The organism is Pedobacter nanyangensis (assembly GCF_003313505.1).
In the GTDB taxonomy this organism is placed as follows: domain Bacteria; phylum Bacteroidota; class Bacteroidia; order Sphingobacteriales; family Sphingobacteriaceae; genus Pedobacter; species Pedobacter nanyangensis.
Genome location: NZ_QMHO01000008.1, coordinates 21,941 through 38,273, shown reverse-complemented (window position 1 = coordinate 38,273; position 16,333 = coordinate 21,941). Strand labels below are relative to the sequence as shown.

The following is a 16,333-nucleotide window of genomic DNA, read 5'->3' as shown; positions in this document are numbered from 1 at the left end:
GTAAGAATTCTCCCTATATTAAGGCAATTTTTAAACAAGTTTATGAAGAAATTTTTGATTGCAATATTAGTTGCATTACCAAGTTTGGCTTTTTCGCAAACTGCACAGCATTTAAAAGCCAGTGAGCAATTTGTTGAAGTATCGGGCCTAAAATCTAGTTTTGATGATATGGTTGGGATGATCCTCAACACACAAACTGGAGCTGTTCCAGAACAGTATAGAGAGAAGTTTATAGGCGTGATGAAAAAATTTATGGGAAAATATTTCAGCTATGAAGTGTTGAAACCAAGCTTTGCGAAAATGTATGCCGACGAGTTTACGGAAGAGGAACTAAATGAGCTGACTAAATTTTATTCGTCTGCAACGGGAAAGAAATTTGCGGGTAAAATGGCCGGTTTAACGCAAAAAGGCATGGAATTGGGCCGCAAGTTGGTTGAAGAACATAAGCCAGAGCTCGAAAGAATGATCAAAGAAGCCTTCAAGCAATAAGAAGTTCATAAAAAAGCCATTATCACTAATGGCTTTTTTTATTTCTATTCGTCTATTTTTTTGCCTTTCATGGCTTGTCCAATGGCGGTATCCATTACCCTTTCCGCAAATGGGCGGGTAAATTCATTCAGCTCATCTGTTTTCTTCAGGATTAAATCTTTCTCACCCGTATTGAGGGCATCTTTTACCTGCTGGATATAAGCTTGGGTATCTGTAATTTCGGTTTCGGTAAGCAGTGCTTTGTTTTTTTCTATAAAACGCTCGGCGGTATAAACCAATTGTTCACCTTCGCTGCGTGCTTCAATCAGCATGCGTTGGGCCACATCGCTTTGCGCATTGGTAATGCTGTCGATCAACATTTTTTCTACAGTTTCGTCATTCAGGCCATAGCTGGGTTTAACCTCAATTTCCTGCTTCACGCCAGAACGTAATTCAATGGCCTGAACGGTTAAAATACCATCCGCATTGAGCAGGAAATTAATATCTACTTTAGGTAATCCGGCAGGCATGGCAGGAATGCCTTTCAGGTCAAACTCGGCCAGTTTACGGTTTTCTTTGACCAAGTCACGCTCTCCCTGGTAAACGGATATTTTCATGTTCACCTGTCCGTCTATAGAGGTGGTATATTGACGACCGGCTTTGGTTGGTACTTTGCTATTTCTGGCGATGATAACATCCATTAAGCCGCCCATGGTTTCGATGCCAAGGGATAGCGGCGTAACGTCTAACAATAAAATGTCCGAACGATTACCCGCTAAAATATCAGCTTGTACTGCAGCACCCAAAGCTACTACTTCATCAGGGTTGATATTGTCGTGGGCTGTTTTTCCGAAGAACTCACTTACTGCTTTTTTCACATAGGGAGTACGGGTAGAACCGCCAACCAGAACAACCTCGTCTATATCAGCGATGCTTAATGAGGCATCATTTAAAGCCAATTGACAGGCTTCGATGGTTTCTTGTACTTTGGCTGCAATCAAACTTTCAAACGTCTGTTTATCTAGTGTACACCAAATCTCTCCTAATGGTTCATTATAGAGGTTTTGGGTCGTCAGCGCTTTCTTTGCGGCCTCTGCTTGTAGTCGTAAGTTTTGGGTCAATACGCTGTCTTTGGCAATTTTAGCTGCATCAAGCTGGTTTTTCTCTATCCAATAATTGAAGATGGCACGGTCAAAATCATCGCCACCTAAAAAGGTGTTGCCATTGGTGCTCAACACTTCAAAAATGCCATTCTGGATTTGAAGAATGGAAACATCAAAGGTGCCACCACCTAAATCATACACGGCAATGGTTTTTTGTTGCGAAGGGTCTAGGCCCAAACCATAAGCTAAACTTGCCGCGGTAGGTTCATTTACAATACGCAGCACATCAAGGCCTGCAAGTTTTCCTGCATCGCGGGTGGCTTGCCGCTGACTATCGTTAAAATAGGCAGGAACAGTAATTACTGCACGATTTACAGGAGTTTTTAAGGCGTGTTCGGCACGGGCTTTCAACTCCTTTAAAATCTCGGCCGAGAGTTCAATGGGGGTATAGAATTTATCGCCTGCTTTAATTTTCACTAAAGCATCCGTATCGTCGTCAATAACTTTGTAGCTGAAAATATCACGGTGTTCAGCAACGTCCTTGTAAGAACGGCCTAACAATCGTTTTACGGAAAAAATAGTGTTGGTGGGATCGGTAGTTAAGTAAGCTTTTGCTTCATTCCCAACCTCGGCATCGCCTTGTTCGTTAAAGTGAATCACCGAAGGCACGAGTACGCCTTTACCTGCATCGTTAATCACTTGCGGATTTTTTTCTGGATTGATAAATGCAACCAAGCTATTGGTGGTGCCTAAATCAATGCCTACAATGATTTCTTCTTGTTGTAATGAACCTGTTGCCAGGTTGATGGATATTTTTGCCATGCGGCAAATTTACGATAATGTTGTAAGCTTTGGGGCTTGGAATGTTTGAATGTTGTAAAAAGGTGAGTTATACTTAAGCGCTAATTAGCGTTCTACGTATTCGATGGAGATTAGGTCGTCGAAACTACTTACTTCTCTCAATTGTGTATTCGCAGTAAGCTCTTTGCTTGTTTCAATAACAATGGTCGAATTATCTTTCCACCAAGCTTTAATTATTGGGTTAATGCCACTTGTGCCATAAATTGGACCGTTGGCTGTTGGGAAATCTATTGAAACATAGGTGGATGCAGAATGCTTGTCTGCCCATTGAGTGGTACGCACCCTTCGTTTGCCATCTGGAGAAATTTGTATCTCTTCTTCGAAACGCTTCGGTTTGGGACCAGATGTCTCGGTTAGCCTTACTTCTTCGCTTCCGCCATCAGGTTTTGTAACCACTCTTTTAATTACCGTTATGTTGCGTGGTTTTGAGATGGATTGATCTTCCGAGTATTTAACAAGTAGTTCATTAAGTTTCTTAACTTTTTCTTCCTCATTTGGGATTTGCTTGTACCATTGCAAGGCATTGGAAACATTGTTGAGGTCTTGTTGGTCAGATATCTTGTCTTTTGCGATAATAACTTCGGTATGTTTTCGCAAATCATCGAAAATATCTACTTCATATCCGGTTTTTTCTTGGATATAGGTTGAGAAGTTCAGGTCGACTTTATGCTGTAGACCTTTGGTAAGGCTAGTCAATCTTTTTTGAAGTCTATCTAAGCGACGCTGTTTGAAATTCTTCTCCGCTTGTATTTTTTGTTCGTGATAATATTCTGCAACTGAATCAATGCCATCAAAAACAAAGCTGCGTTCAAAACGTTCCCTCAAATAATCTATAGTGGCTAATACAACGGTATGATATTTTTCTAGATCGAGTTGTTTTTGTTCTTTAGCCATGCTGAGATGAATTTAGAGGTGATAATGAGGTTAATTCAAGCTTAAAACTACAATTTTAGATAGACTAATTACCTATTTCGCTTTCTACAATTTGATATTCTCCAAAAGTGCCGTCCCACTGTTCTTTGTAGGTAGAAAACTCGATATGTTCAATCATTCCTGCGGTAACGTCAATCACATAGCTTAAACCATCTTTTAGCGCAGGTGTCATAATTTTTTCGCCATTGCTAAATAGGCTATTGATCATTTCTGGTTCTTCGTTAAAATCAACATACGAAAAATATACGTATAAGCTGAAGCCTGATATTTGTCTTTTGGAAACCTTTAAGTGCGGAATATGTGGTTTTAACGATGGATATTTTTCGGTTAGGCCATTTAATAAGATGGCTTCTAATTCACTAATGTTTTCCATATTTTGATAAATATACTTGTTTACTTATTCTTTTCCTCAATCCACAGCGACATGTACTTGGTACTTTGCAAGGTGTGATGTTTCAATATTTCCCCCAAAAAATTTTGTTGTCGATGCGCTGTAAGGCTTTCCTCCAGACGAGAAAGTTGTTTCAAAAACGGGACTTCAAACTTGCTTTTCGAGTATAATTGGTTGATGATTTGAATACCGTTTTGCTGTGCTTGTTTCCAACTGATTTGGTCATGGTAAAGCTTAGCGGTTTCGTCAACCAATTGCTCTAAATTGTCGTTAATGATTCCCGCCCAATCCAAACCATTGGCCATTCCCTCTGCACCAATACTGCTGGAGGCAATGGGCGTTCCGGTTTGCATGGCATCCACAAATTTGCCTTTGGCGCCTGCTCCAAATAGGAGGGGAGCCAACAATATCCGATGCTTGGCAATGGTTGTTCTGGCGTTTTCGGCCCTGCCGTGTACCACAAATTTCTCTCTCGGGTTATGTAATTGAGTCACCTTTTCCGAAGCATAAGCTCCGTAGATATGTAAGGTAGCTTCGGGTAGTTTTTTTCTCAGTAGTGGCCAAACCGCTGTTTTTAAGTGTTGAAGGGTTTGCCAGTTGGGTTCGTGCAGGTAATTCCCAATGAACACCAAATCTTTTCGTTGCTCAAAAGCATTCCAGTTTGTGGCAGCGGTAATTTCATCCTCTAAAAAGGGCAGATAGTAAAGGATTTGCGGACTGATGTTGAACATTTGCAGAAGCTCCATTTCCGCTTGAGAAATGATTAACGACAAATCACAACGTAAAATAGCGGCCAGTTCCCGTTTGGTTACGTCGTTGTATAAAAAATCAATTTGTGCAAGGCTTTTTTTGTGTTTAAGGGCTGTTTGTCGGGCTTGTCGTAAAAAATGGAGGTCTTCCGTATCTAAAATTCTCAAGGCATTTGGACAGGCTTCCTGTACCCGCCAGCCATATTGCTCTTCAATCATGAACCTGTCGAAAACCACAACATTGGGGTTTAAGGCTGCAAGCCACGGATCAAAAGAACTGTCGTTAAGCCTGATCTGATGGTTGATTACTCCCAAACTTGCCAAGTTAAAGCTAAACTCATTTTTGGAAGCAGCCGAAGCAAAATGAACTTCATCGCCATTGGCTAAAAACAATTGCACCAACTGCACTATTCTGGTACCCGCCGCCGATGACGTAGGCTCTGGCCAAACCAAGCCAATGAACAAAACTTTTCTAGTTGCCATGTTTTACAAAGGTGCATTTAATCAGCCACAGATGCACAGATGTTTTTTAAAATATTAGCTATCGATAGAGATTGCTTCGCTAGCTCGCAATGACGAAAAATGAATGCCAATGAATGGGAGGAAATCAGTTTCAAAACAAAAAAACTGTGCATCTGTAGCTATTTTCTTAATTTTGCGGCCATGTTAGGACTTAAGTTACTTACCGACCCTCGTTGGGCAAACATTGCCGAAGCTAACCTGGAAGAAATTTTGACTGATCATGCTTGGTGCGAACAGAAGGCGGCTAGTAATGCCATTACGCTAATTACGCAGAACTCGGAACATCAGGATTTGGTAGATGAACTTACAACCATAGCTTTGGAGGAAATGCAACATTTTCAGATGGTGGTCAACATCATCAAAGAACGCGGCTATACCCTGGGGCGCGAGCGTAAGGACGATTATGTAGGTAAATTGGTAAAGTTCAGCAAAAAAGACGGTAGCCGAAACCAGGCTTTTATTGACAGATTACTGTTTGCAGCCATGATTGAGGCCCGTAGCTGTGAACGTTTCAGGGTTTTATCGCAAAACATTAAAGACGAAGCACTGGCTAAATTCTATCATGAGCTAATGGTTTCCGAAGCTACGCACTATACCACTTTCCTAAACTTTGCACGTAAGTACGCCGTTGATGTTGACGTGGATAAACGTTGGAAGGAATGGTTGGAATTTGAAGGCAACCTGATCAAAAGCTACGGCAATAAAGAGGCTATACACGGATAACATTCGGTTAGCATTATTTATTGGCAGGTAAAACTGAAAACTGTTAATGGAGAACTGCTAATTCTTTCTCGTGATAATTCACCAGCCAGAGCACAATGTCCTGATAGCTATTGATACCCTTTTGTTGGTTGTTGAGCTTTAGGATCTTATCAAAGGTTTTACCCATATAAACAGACATGGAGCCATTGTATTTGGCCCAAAATGCTCTTTCCCGCTTAAAATTGTCCATCACTTGCTGCGGTATTTTGGTAATGAGCACATTGTAATCCTCGGGATATTTCATCCTGATTTCGAATAGCACATACCTTAGCATGTTGTAGTAGGCAGAATATTGGAAATGGATATCCTCATGGTGTATGGCAGCCAAGTATCCTACCAAATTGGCTTCGTCTTCACGGGCAACACCTACTTGATGCGCCATTTCATGACAAACCACAAAAGGCAAAACAAATTCAGGGAGTTTGGTATTGATATTGGCTTCGCCAGATAAAGGGTTATAATAGCCTTCTATGCCCATTTTGCTGGTGAGCCAGCCGCTAAGTACAGCTTTTACCGCCTGGTATTTGTATTCGAACAAAGGCTGTTGTATGGCTAAAGCGTTGTAGCTGGTTGCGGCACGATCCTGTAGTTCTTCTATGGTGTAATTGGCAGGGGTATCACCAATGGCTTTGCCTAATTTCTCTAGTTTATTGATGAACAGGGAGCTGAGGTTCAAAAGCTGCGCTTTTTGGTAAGGCATTTTATTGATTTGAAGTTGCTCATTAATTTGTGGGCGAGAGTAATTCAAGCCCCACAATACTTTAAAAGAAATATAGATGATGAGGAAAAAGTTTAGCCCTTGCAAAGCGAAGCAAAGATAGGCATCCTGATCCTTTTTAGTTTTGCTAATAAAGGTCACTACCTTTCTGATGACATAAATGATCAGCAAAACATAAAGTAAATCGCCAATGGCAAAAGGGAAAAACGAAGCAATGCAACGTTGTACCATCGAAATTACAGGATAGACTAATTCGCTGTAATAGTTTTCAATCGCTTCAGGATAAAGTCCTAAAACAAAGATGATCAATGCGATTGCCAACAGGGCAAAGGTCTTGTTGCGTGTATGCCTAATGGATGTCAATTTAAAACAAAAATTACCTGTTAAAAGCTAAGCGCTGTCCCGTTTCGCTGGTCATGAATTTTCCCTTTTGGTAAGCCAAATTTCCGGAAACGAAAGTGTGGGTAATGCTGGCGCCAAAAGTTTGCCCTTCAAATGGCGACCACCCGCATTTATATAAAGAGTTTAATTTGGTCACTTTGAAAGGGTCGTTTAAATCAACCAAAACCAAATCAGCCCAATAGCCTTCCCTTACAAAGCCACGCTCGCTCAAATTAAAACAGGTAGCCACATTGTGCGAAGCCTTTTCTACAATCTTTTCCAGGGATATTTTACCTTGCAAGTGCATTTCTAGCAAGGCCGGTAGGGCATGTTGTACCAATGGGCCACCAGAAGGTGCCCGTAAATAAGCTTGGCTTTTTTCCTCGATGGTGTGGGGAGCGTGGTCGGTGGCAATCACATCGATATGGTTATCCAATAAGCCCTGTAAAATGCCCGCTTGATCTGCTGCGGTTTTTACGGCAGGGTTCCATTTGATGAAATTACCTTTTGTAGCATAATCGGTATCGTTAAACCAAAGGTGATGTACGCAAGCTTCGGCGGTAATTTTCTTCTCTGCCAAAGGAAGGGTATTGTCAAATAAGCTTACTTCCTGAGCAGTGGAAATATGTAAGATATGTAAGCGGGTTTGGTAACGTTTGGCAAGTTCAACCGCCAGCGACGACGATTTGTAGCAAGCCTCCGCACTTCTGATGAGCGGGTGCATATCGATGGTGATATCCTCTCCATATTGCGCTTTATAAGTGGCAAGGTTGTGCCGAATGGTGGCTTCATCTTCGCAATGCGTGGCCACCAACATTGGTGCCTTGCTAAAAATATTCTCCAAGGTTTTTTCGTTGTCAACCAGCATGTTGCCCGTTGAAGAGCCCATAAAAACCTTAATGCCGCAAACATTTTTCGGATCGGTTTTGAGCACCTCTTCAATGTTATCGTTACTGGCACCCATATAAAAGGAATAGTTGGCCAATGAAGTATGCTTGGCGATGGCATATTTATCTGCCAAAAGTTCTTGAGTTAAAGTGTTGGGCACGGTGTTAGGCATTTCCATGAAAGAGGTAATACCTCCAGCCACAGCCGCCATGCTTTCCGTAAAAATATCCGCCTTATGCGTTAGCCCCGGCTCACGAAAGTGCACCTGGTCATCAATCATACCCGGTAAAAGGTGTAAGCCCTCTGCATTGATTTCTATATCGGCGGTGGCGTTAATGTTCGAATCAATTTTTGCTATCCTTCCGTTTTCGATGAAAAGATCTGAAGTAAATATGTTGCCCTCGTTTACAATACTGGCTGCTTTAATCAAGATTGTGCTCATGCTTCAAAGGTAATAGATAAAGTCGTAAGTCGGAAGTTGACCACCCGAAGAAAAGTCGTTTTTCGATTGTTGAATGGTTGTAAGTTTATACCTATCCTGCTGAACTTCTATCCTCGAACATCGCACTTCTAACTAATAATCGTAAATTTGCAGCTATGCCAAAAAAATTCGACGAGTTTAAGCTCAACAGACAAATACTGAACGCAGTGGAAGAAGCAGGCTTTGTAGAAGCCACCCCGATACAGGAAAAAGCCATAGGTCCGGTTTTGTCTGGTCAGGATTTGTTTGGCATTGCGCAAACGGGAACCGGAAAAACTGCCGCCTATGTGCTGCCTATGCTCATGAAACTGAAATATGCGCAGGGCGAAAATCCGCGTGCGCTGATTTTGGTGCCTACCCGTGAGCTGGCCCTGCAAATAGAGGAGCAGGTAAAATTGTTTTCAACCTATACCGATCTCCGTACCGTGGTCATTTTTGGAGGGATTGGGCCTAAAACTCAAAAAGAACAAATTGCAAAAGGCTTGGATATTTTGGTGGCCACACCTGGCCGCTTTTTAGACCTTTACCTTGCCGGGGATATCAATACCCGAAGCTTACAGTTCTTAGTGCTGGATGAAGCCGATAAAATGATGGATATGGGTTTCATTGGTTCCATCCATCGTATTTTGGAAGTAGTGCCGCGAAAGCGCCAAAACTTGCTGTTTTCTGCTACCATGAGTGATTTGGTGCAAAAAATAGCGGGCGATTTCCTCAAAAACCCACTGACCATTGAAGTGGCAGCGCAAGCCACGCCTGCACAAACCGTAACACAGGTGTTATATGCAGTGCCTAATTTCAAAACTAAAATTAACCTGTTGCAATATTTGCTCAAGAACGATGAAGAATTTAAGAAGCTGATCATCTTTTGTAAAACCAAAACCGTTGCCGATAACATCAACAATTTTATTTCGCGGCGCTTTGGAGAGGAGGCAGTGCGGGTAATCCATGCCAATAAGGGACAAAATACACGCATCAACTCCATCAACAGCTTTAAGGAAGGGAACATTAGGGTATTGGTGGCTACCGATGTAGCTTCCCGAGGGATTGACGTAAGCCAAGTTAGCCATGTAATTAACTTTGATGTACCCATCGTTATCGAAGATTATGTACATCGTATTGGCAGAACAGGCAGGGCATTTAATGAAGGAACCGCCATTACCTTTTATAACGAAGCCGAGAAGTACTACGTGGAAAAGATTGAAAAACTTATCAGGCAGCAAATTCCAGAAGTACAATTACCTGCCGAAGTTTTTGTAGAAGAAACCCCCTATGAGGAAAGGCAAACCATAGCTCGGGAAATTGATGCCCAAAAGCGGAAAGAAAATCCCGACTTTAAGGGAGCGTTCCACGAAAAAAAGAAGTCGTTTGGCAACAATACAAAAAAAGGTACAAAAAAAATAAACAAACCAAAACCAAAACGCAGATAGCTTTGAGAGTAAAACTGACCCCATTGAACATTGTTTCAGCGTTGAGTATTATGGCTGTTTTTAGTCTAATTGTTAATAAACGCTGGATTTTGGCACCCGCCAACGAAGAATTTAAGGGTGTTTTTATAGCCTTGGGCTTGTTGGTTTTCTTCGTGTCTTTTTTAAGCGATCAAATTTTTAGAAAATTTATACCAAGTTTGGCAAGACTTTGGCTAATACAACTTGTGCTTGTAGTCTTAACTGCCATATTCATCTTGGTTTTGAAAATAACTGTTTTCGGGTAACCGAACAGCAGATCATAATGAGAAGTAAAGAAATGAAAAAAGCAGAAATAAAGATTACCGTAGAGTTAGATGAGAAAAATGTTCCCGAAAACATCCTTTGGGAATCGACAGACTCACAGAACCAAGACCAAATGGCCGCAAAATCTATGATGCTGGCGCTTTGGGACCATAACTATAAAAACTCGATGAGGATAGATTTATGGACCAAAGATATGCCTGTTGACGAGATGAAACGTTTCTTTTACGAAACCTTGCAAACCATGGGCGATAGTTTTTTAAGGGCTACAGGCGAAAAAAATATTGTTGAGGACCTGAGGGACTATTGTGCGCATTTTGCAGACAAAATGGGCATCAATACCAAAGGTTAACCAAATTAACCTGTAATAAAGTTTGATAAAAATTATGAGTCTGCCTGCGTCGAAGAAATTGTTTGTCAACTTTATGGTTAAGTTGTTGCTGATCCTCGCCATTATTGGCGGGGGTATTTCGCTATTTTCCTACAACAAGGAAAATACAGCATATTTTAAACATAAGCAACATCTTGTAGATCAATTGGTGTCATTGAGCAATGTGCTGCAAAGCGCCAATTATGCTTATATAAACCTGCTTGGCGCCGACTCGGCCCAGGCAGATAGCCTAAGCGCCTACCTCAATACTTTGGGCAGGAACAAAGAAGTATTGGAGGTGCTATCACAAGAGGCCGAATCCAATAAGGCAGAAGTAAATTCTATCCTGAACAGCCTGGAAACCGAGATTCGCTTTTACAGTGGCCAGCTGGTACAAACCGGCAATGTTTTAGATGTAGGCGGAACTGGTAAGCAAGCAGGCGCCACCTTGCCACTGTTAAATAAACTGGTTAAACAAGAACGGGACGATCTGAAAATGAAGATCTCGCAAAACGAAAGCTTTTATCAAAATCTTGCTTTGCTTGTAGTAGGTATAGGCATTTTGGTCATGATCATGATCATTATTCTTTATTTCCGTTCGCAAAAGGCGCTGCATAAACAATTGGCCCATGCCAAAGAGATCCAGAATGCTAAACTTGCTGCACAATCGGCAAATAACGCCAAGTCCGAATATCTTGCCATGATTAGCCACGAAATCCGTACCCCTATGAACGGCGTACTGGGCATGTCCAACCTTTTGTTACAGGGCTCGCTTAACGATGAGCAGAAGGAATATGCAAAAACGATCCACAACAGCGCAGAGTCATTGCTACGTATTGTAAATGATGTGCTCGATTTCTCCAGAATAGAGGCGGGAAAGGTACAGCTGGACAAAACCACTACCAATATTCGTGAGCTTATCGCCCAAACCTTTGCCATACTTCCCAAAAAATCTTCGGAACAGCTAACCATCAACTATTGGGTTGATGAAAACGTGCCGCAGTTTGTTTATATCGACCAAATAAGATTAAAACAAGTGTTGCTGAACTTTTTGGGAAACGCTGCGAAATTTACTGAAAAAGGCAGCATTTCGTTAGAGTGTAAGGTGATAGATCGCGACGAAAATGGTTTTATGCGTTTGGGCTTTATCATAAAAGATACGGGAATAGGCATCGCCGAAGACCGTATTAAGCTTCTTTTTAAGCCTTTTGTACAGGTTGACCACACCACCGTACGAAAATACGGCGGTACTGGCCTGGGCCTTAACATTGCCTATAACCTCATCTCGATGATGGAAGGTAAGGTAAAGGTTGACAGCATTGTTGGAAAAGGATCCATATTTACTTTTTTTATCGTAACCAAGGAAATGAGCGATGGACAAAAGACCAAGACCGCGTTTGGGCAGCAACCTGTACTGGATGTAGCTTTGGCTAGCATTTACCCCTTGGATATCCTTGTGGTTGACGACAACGAAATTAACCTGATGCTGATCACCAAAACATTGAGCAAGCTGGGATACAATTGTAAAAAGGCATCTAATGGGCAGTTGGCGGTAGAGCTGGTCAAGGAAAATGAATTTGACCTCATTTTTATGGATATGCAGATGCCTATCATGGACGGTACGGTAGCCACTACCGAAATCAGGAAGCATTATCGGGTGTACGAATATCCGGTGGTTATAGCCCTTACGGCCAATGCACTTGGCGACGGGAAGGATAAATGCCTGGAAGCCGGAATGCAAGATTTCATTGCAAAACCGTTTAAGCCCGCCGAAATAGAAGAAGTTATTAAAAAATGGGCGCCAAAAATTGTCAATTACAAAGCCAAAACCCAATCTATTTTTTTAAGTTAGCAGCCTAAATACATGTTATGCTAATTGTAAATAAACCAATGGCGCTTTTAGGGCTAGTTTTAGTATTTGTAGCGGGGTTTTGCCCAATGTTACAGGTTAAAATTATCTTCGAATGGGTAAACTGGGGCCTATATAAAACAGATATCCGTCTTTTTTTAATCACCTATTCGCTTATTGCATTAACGGCCTTATGTTTTTTTGTAAGGCAGTTAAAAGCTTTTAGGCTGCTCAGCAGGTTGATATTTGTTTGGGTGCTTTTAATGGCGGCAGCCGTATATTTTAAATCAACCCATTATTTTGGGCTTAAGTTTGCCGATAACATTTTGGGCAAGGCCATCCATTTCCAATGGGGATGGATTATTTTGGCTATCGGTACCGTACTTTTACTTTTCAGTGTCAAAAAAGAATCACTAAACGCATAAAATAATCTATATTTGGATTGTAATGAAATGGTTACTTTTCATATGGGCCTTTTATTTGTTGGGACTTGCTTCGTTGCCCTGTAGCGATGTCGGTAACCAATGTAAAGATGATGGGCCAAAAATGGAGACCGTAAAAGCTCACAACCACGAGAAAGACAAGGACGATAAGTGTGCTCCTTTCTGCTACTGCAGCTGTTGCAGCGTAAGTCTTGCTTCGTTTGATTTTAAATTAATAGAGATTGCGCAACCTAAAGCAATCTTTGCAGAAAAGAACCTTGCTTTACATCACCACCAGTTAGTTTCCAACTACTACGGAAACATTTGGAACCCTCCAAAACTTACCGCTTAATTTTTTTAGATCACCATGTTGCTGGTTGAAACAGCCTAGGCAAAAGCTTTTGGTTTGGTATGGCCCTAAGGCAAGGTATATCCCTGCGTTTGTGGCTGTTGCTGCCCAAACAATCTGCTTAAATCGTTTCAATTAGTGCTAACTGGTGCTTAATTATTTAAGGTTGCCGCTTAAAAGGGGCTACCAATCTATTAAAAAAATTAACCACATTACCGTGTTAGACAGTATTATAAAATTTAGCATAAAAAACAAGTTGGTTATTGGTGCAATGACCCTGTTGCTAATGGTTTGGGGCGTATGGAGCGCCACCAAGCTACCTATTGATGCCGTGCCTGATATTACCAACAACCAGGTACAGATTATTACCGTTTGCCCTACCTTGGCGGGGCAGGAAGTGGAGCAGTTGGTAACTTTTCCTATTGAACAGGGCATTGCCAATATTCCTGGCCTGCTAGAAACCCGAAGCATATCAAGGTTTGGACTTTCTGTAATTACCGTGGTGTTTAAGGACGAAGTAGACATTTATTTTGCCAGGCAGCTTATCAACGAAAAATTGAAAGAAGCCGAAGAAAAGATACCTAAGGGAATTGGTACGCCTGAACTTGCTCCCGTAAGTACCGGATTGGGAGAAGTGTACCAATACATCATACACCCTAAAAAGGGAAGTGAACATCAATACAATGCCAAAGACCTGCGTACCATGCAGGATTGGATTGTGGCCCGTCAACTGTACGGCACCAAAGGTATTGCCGAGGTGAACAGCTTTGGCGGCGAACTGAAACAATATGAAGTAGCCGTTAACCCGAACCGTTTGCGGGCCATGGGCATTGGGATAACCGAAGTGTTTAACGCCCTCGAAAAAAATAACCAAAATACGGGCGGAGCCTATATCGATAAAAAGCCCAACGCCTATTTTATCAGGGGCATTGGTTTAGCCACTTCGCTGGACGATGTAAGGAATATCAGCGTAAAGAACAAAACGGGCAACGTTCCTATTTTTATTAAAGATGTGGCCGAAGTGCGCTTTGGGCATGCCATCAGATATGGGGCCATAACCTACAATGGCCAAGTGGATGCTGTAGGCGGTGTTGTGATGATGCTGAAGGGCGAAAATAGCAATGAAGTAGTAAAACGGATCAAGGAGAAACTGCCGGTTATCCAAAAATCGTTGCCACCGGACGTGGTGGTTGAGCCTTATCTTGACCGAACAGATTTGGTGGACCGTGCCATTAGCACCGTCGAGAAAAACCTTATCGAAGGTGCGCTCATCGTGATTTTTGTGCTGGTGCTTTTTCTGGGCAATTTAAGGGCGGGCCTTATCGTAGCATCGGCCATTCCGCTTTCCATGTTATTTGCCCTAGGGCTCATGAACGTATTTGGGGTAAGTGCCAACCTGATGAGCTTGGGAGCCATTGATTTTGGGCTGATAGTAGATGGAGCCGTAATTATTGTGGAGGCCACCCTGCATCATTTGGGACTGCGTAAATCGGTGAACAAGCTTACCCAACAGGAAATGGACCACGAGGTTTTCGAATCGGCCTCCAAAATTCGCAGCAGTGCCGCATTTGGCGAAATCATCATTCTGATGGTATATATTCCTATCCTCACTTTGGTAGGTATTGAAGGGAAAATGTTTCGCCCTATGGCGCAAGCCGTAAGCTTTGCCATTTTTGGTGCGCTGTTGCTGTCGCTTACCTATATTCCCATGATGTGCGCCCTGTTCCTTTCTAAAAAGGTATCGCACAAGGTAACCATTTCCGATAGGATGATGAACTGGCTGCAAGGCAAATATCAGCCTTTGCTACAAAAAGCCATTGGCATTAAATACTGGTTGGTAGGGGCTACGATAGCCGTTTTTGCCTTTTGTTTATTGCTGTTCAAAAATATGGGTGGCGAGTTTATTCCGCAGTTACAGGAAGGGGATTTTGCTTTCCATTGTATTTTGCCGCAGGGCAGTTCGTTGAGCCAAAGTATCGAAACTTCCATGCAGGCGTCCCGCATTATCAAACAGTTTGATGAAGTGAGGATGGTAGTGGGGAAAACGGGAGCCGCCGAAGTGCCTACCGATCCCATGCCGCCCGAAGCCAGCGACTTGATGATTTTGCTGAAGCCCAGGGAAGACTGGAAAAGCGATAGGAGCTACGAAGAACTGGCTGATGCTATTATGGAAAAACTGGATGCTATACCCGGGGTGTTTTTTGAGAAGAACCAACCGATACAAATGCGCTTTAATGAATTGATGACGGGCATAAGGCAAGATGTTGCCGTAAAAATATTTGGCGAAAACCTTGATACACTTTCAGTTTACGCCAACCAAGTGAGCAAAGTAATACAAAAGGTGGAGGGGGCTACATCACCTCAGGTGGAACAGGTAAGTGGCTTGCCGCAAATAAATGTTACTTACGACCGGACAAGGATGGCCAATTATGGCCTCAACGTGGAGGAAGTGAACGATGTATTGAGTGCCGCTTTTGCTGGTAAGCGTGCGGGAGTGGTGTACGAGAATGAACGCCGTTTTGATTTGGTAGTACGTTTGGACAGCGCACACCGCGGCGATATAGACGATGTTAGCAATTTGATGATTGCCACCGCAAAGGGAAATCAAATCCCCTTGTCGCAAGTGGCAACCATTGGATACAAGTTAGGCCCTGCCCAAATTAGCCGCGAGGCGGGCAAGCGCAGAATTGTAATCGGTTTTAATGTATCAGGCAGGGATGTACAGAGCGTAGTACAGGATATCCAGCAAAAGCTGAACCAGCAAATAAAACTACCAACGGGTTATTATTTTACCTATGGCGGACAGTTTGAAAATCTGCAGGAGGCGAACAATAGATTATTGATTGCCGTTCCTGTATCGCTGCTGCTCATTTTTGTACTCCTTTATTTTACTTTCCATTCCTTTAAACAGGCGGCCCTGATATTTACGGCCATTCCCATGAGTGCCATTGGCGGGGTATTGGCCTTAATGTTTCGAGGCATGCCCTTTAGCATTAGTGCGGGCATAGGCTTTATTGCGCTCTTTGGGGTTGCGGTACTTAATGGCATTGTAATGGTTGGCACCTTTAACCAATTGCAAAAAGAAGGTTGGAGCAATACGCTCCAAAGGGTGTTGGAAGGCACTAAAATACGTTTGCGTCCCGTACTTATGACCGCCACCGTGGCCAGCTTGGGCTTTTTGCCAATGGCTTTAAGTACCAGTGCCGGAGCCGAGGTGCAAAAACCTTTGGCTACCGTGGTAATAGGCGGCTTGGTTACGGCCACTTTCCTCACCTTGTTTGTGTTGCCCTTGCTGTATATGATTTTTAACAAAAGAAAGCAGGATAATTGAGCCCTACACGATTAAAAACATCAAAATA

General features: G+C 42.5%; 14 protein-coding genes. 8 read left to right on the top strand and 6 right to left on the bottom strand.

The window, feature by feature from the left end:
- Positions 1–42: 42 nt before the first annotated feature.
- Entirely contained in the window at positions 43–489 is a 447-nt protein-coding gene (locus DUT71_RS13775; RefSeq protein ID WP_113663126.1) for a DUF2059 domain-containing protein, read from the top strand.
- Positions 490–533: 44 nt separating this feature from the next.
- Here the strand turns inward: DUT71_RS13775 and hscA are convergent, their stop codons facing one another.
- The 4 genes from hscA to DUT71_RS13755 form a co-directional block, all read right to left on the bottom strand.
- Positions 534–2,393 carry a Fe-S protein assembly chaperone HscA gene (gene hscA / locus DUT71_RS13770; RefSeq protein WP_113663125.1) on the bottom strand — a complete coding sequence of 620 codons (1,860 nt, stop codon included), beginning with the start codon at positions 2,391–2,393 and terminating at the stop codon, positions 534–536.
- 84 nt (positions 2,394–2,477) lie between these two features.
- Positions 2,478–3,326 (bottom strand): hypothetical protein, encoded by an 849-nt coding sequence (locus tag DUT71_RS13765; RefSeq protein WP_113663124.1) that lies wholly within the window; start codon positions 3,324–3,326, stop codon positions 2,478–2,480.
- Between the two features lie 64 nt (positions 3,327–3,390).
- Positions 3,391–3,738 (bottom strand): hypothetical protein, encoded by a 348-nt coding sequence (locus DUT71_RS13760; RefSeq protein ID WP_113663123.1) that lies wholly within the window; start codon positions 3,736–3,738, stop codon positions 3,391–3,393.
- Positions 3,739–3,758: 20 nt separating this feature from the next.
- The gene (locus tag DUT71_RS13755; RefSeq protein ID WP_113663122.1) at positions 3,759–4,988 is read right to left on the bottom strand and encodes a glycosyltransferase; all 1,230 of its coding nucleotides are present in this window, start codon (positions 4,986–4,988) and stop codon (positions 3,759–3,761) included.
- A gap of 180 nt (positions 4,989–5,168) precedes the next feature.
- Here DUT71_RS13755 and miaE point away from each other — a divergent pair, with 180 nt between their 5' ends.
- Complete coding sequence (miaE, locus tag DUT71_RS13750) at positions 5,169–5,750, top strand: tRNA-(ms[2]io[6]A)-hydroxylase (RefSeq protein WP_113663241.1); 582 nt, start codon at positions 5,169–5,171, stop codon at positions 5,748–5,750.
- Between the two features lie 43 nt (positions 5,751–5,793).
- On the opposite strand, the gene DUT71_RS13745 is transcribed toward miaE, so the two are convergent.
- Positions 5,794–6,828 carry a DUF3810 domain-containing protein gene (locus DUT71_RS13745; protein ID WP_240186935.1) on the bottom strand — a complete coding sequence of 345 codons (1,035 nt, stop codon included), beginning with the start codon at positions 6,826–6,828 and terminating at the stop codon, positions 5,794–5,796.
- A 55-nt stretch (positions 6,829–6,883) separates the two neighbouring features.
- A complete protein-coding gene (locus DUT71_RS13740; RefSeq protein WP_113663120.1) occupies positions 6,884–8,218 on the bottom strand; it encodes a dihydroorotase in 1,335 nt (444 codons plus the stop codon).
- Positions 8,219–8,373: 155 nt separating this feature from the next.
- On the opposite strand from DUT71_RS13740, the gene DUT71_RS13735 reads away from it, so the two are divergent.
- The 6 genes from DUT71_RS13735 to DUT71_RS13705 all read left to right on the top strand — a co-directional run bounded on the left by DUT71_RS13735 (position 8,374) and on the right by DUT71_RS13705 (position 16,305).
- On the top strand, positions 8,374–9,684 hold the full coding sequence (locus DUT71_RS13735; RefSeq protein ID WP_113663119.1) for a DEAD/DEAH box helicase: 1,311 nt from the start codon (positions 8,374–8,376) through the stop codon (positions 9,682–9,684).
- Between the two features lie 316 nt (positions 9,685–10,000).
- On the top strand, positions 10,001–10,336 hold the full coding sequence (gldC, locus tag DUT71_RS13725; protein ID WP_113663240.1) for a gliding motility protein GldC: 336 nt from the start codon (positions 10,001–10,003) through the stop codon (positions 10,334–10,336).
- Positions 10,337–10,370: 34 nt separating this feature from the next.
- Positions 10,371–12,206 (top strand): response regulator, encoded by a 1,836-nt coding sequence (locus DUT71_RS13720; RefSeq protein WP_113663117.1) that lies wholly within the window; start codon positions 10,371–10,373, stop codon positions 12,204–12,206.
- A gap of 17 nt (positions 12,207–12,223) precedes the next feature.
- Positions 12,224–12,628 (top strand): hypothetical protein, encoded by a 405-nt coding sequence (locus DUT71_RS13715; protein ID WP_113663116.1) that lies wholly within the window; start codon positions 12,224–12,226, stop codon positions 12,626–12,628.
- 22 nt (positions 12,629–12,650) lie between these two features.
- Positions 12,651–12,977: a DUF6660 family protein gene (locus DUT71_RS13710; protein ID WP_113663115.1), complete on the top strand. Its 327-nt coding sequence runs from the start codon at positions 12,651–12,653 to the stop codon at positions 12,975–12,977.
- Positions 12,978–13,122: 145 nt separating this feature from the next.
- On the top strand, positions 13,123–16,305 hold the full coding sequence (locus tag DUT71_RS13705; protein WP_394341148.1) for an efflux RND transporter permease subunit: 3,183 nt from the start codon (positions 13,123–13,125) through the stop codon (positions 16,303–16,305).
- The last annotated feature ends 28 nt before the right edge of the window (positions 16,306–16,333 follow it).

What these genes read in the sequence shown, in the direction of transcription:
- DUT71_RS13765 (WP_113663124.1), bottom strand. Translation starts at nt 3,326, where the DNA reads ATGGCTAAAGAACAAAAACAACTCGATCTAGAAAAATATCATACCGTT.
- DUT71_RS13775 (WP_113663126.1), top strand. Translation starts at nt 43, where the DNA reads ATGAAGAAATTTTTGATTGCAATATTAGTTGCATTACCAAGTTTGGCT.
- DUT71_RS13740 (WP_113663120.1), bottom strand. Translation starts at nt 8,218, where the DNA reads ATGAGCACAATCTTGATTAAAGCAGCCAGTATTGTAAACGAGGGCAAC.
- hscA (WP_113663125.1), bottom strand. Translation starts at nt 2,393, where the DNA reads ATGGCAAAAATATCCATCAACCTGGCAACAGGTTCATTACAACAAGAA.
- DUT71_RS13720 (WP_113663117.1), top strand. Translation starts at nt 10,371, where the DNA reads ATGAGTCTGCCTGCGTCGAAGAAATTGTTTGTCAACTTTATGGTTAAG.
- DUT71_RS13715 (WP_113663116.1), top strand. Translation starts at nt 12,224, where the DNA reads ATGCTAATTGTAAATAAACCAATGGCGCTTTTAGGGCTAGTTTTAGTA.
- DUT71_RS13735 (WP_113663119.1), top strand. Translation starts at nt 8,374, where the DNA reads ATGCCAAAAAAATTCGACGAGTTTAAGCTCAACAGACAAATACTGAAC.
- DUT71_RS13755 (WP_113663122.1), bottom strand. Translation starts at nt 4,988, where the DNA reads ATGGCAACTAGAAAAGTTTTGTTCATTGGCTTGGTTTGGCCAGAGCCT.
- miaE (WP_113663241.1), top strand. Translation starts at nt 5,169, where the DNA reads ATGTTAGGACTTAAGTTACTTACCGACCCTCGTTGGGCAAACATTGCC.
- gldC (WP_113663240.1), top strand. Translation starts at nt 10,001, where the DNA reads ATGAAAAAAGCAGAAATAAAGATTACCGTAGAGTTAGATGAGAAAAAT.
- DUT71_RS13710 (WP_113663115.1), top strand. Translation starts at nt 12,651, where the DNA reads ATGAAATGGTTACTTTTCATATGGGCCTTTTATTTGTTGGGACTTGCT.
- DUT71_RS13760 (WP_113663123.1), bottom strand. Translation starts at nt 3,738, where the DNA reads ATGGAAAACATTAGTGAATTAGAAGCCATCTTATTAAATGGCCTAACC.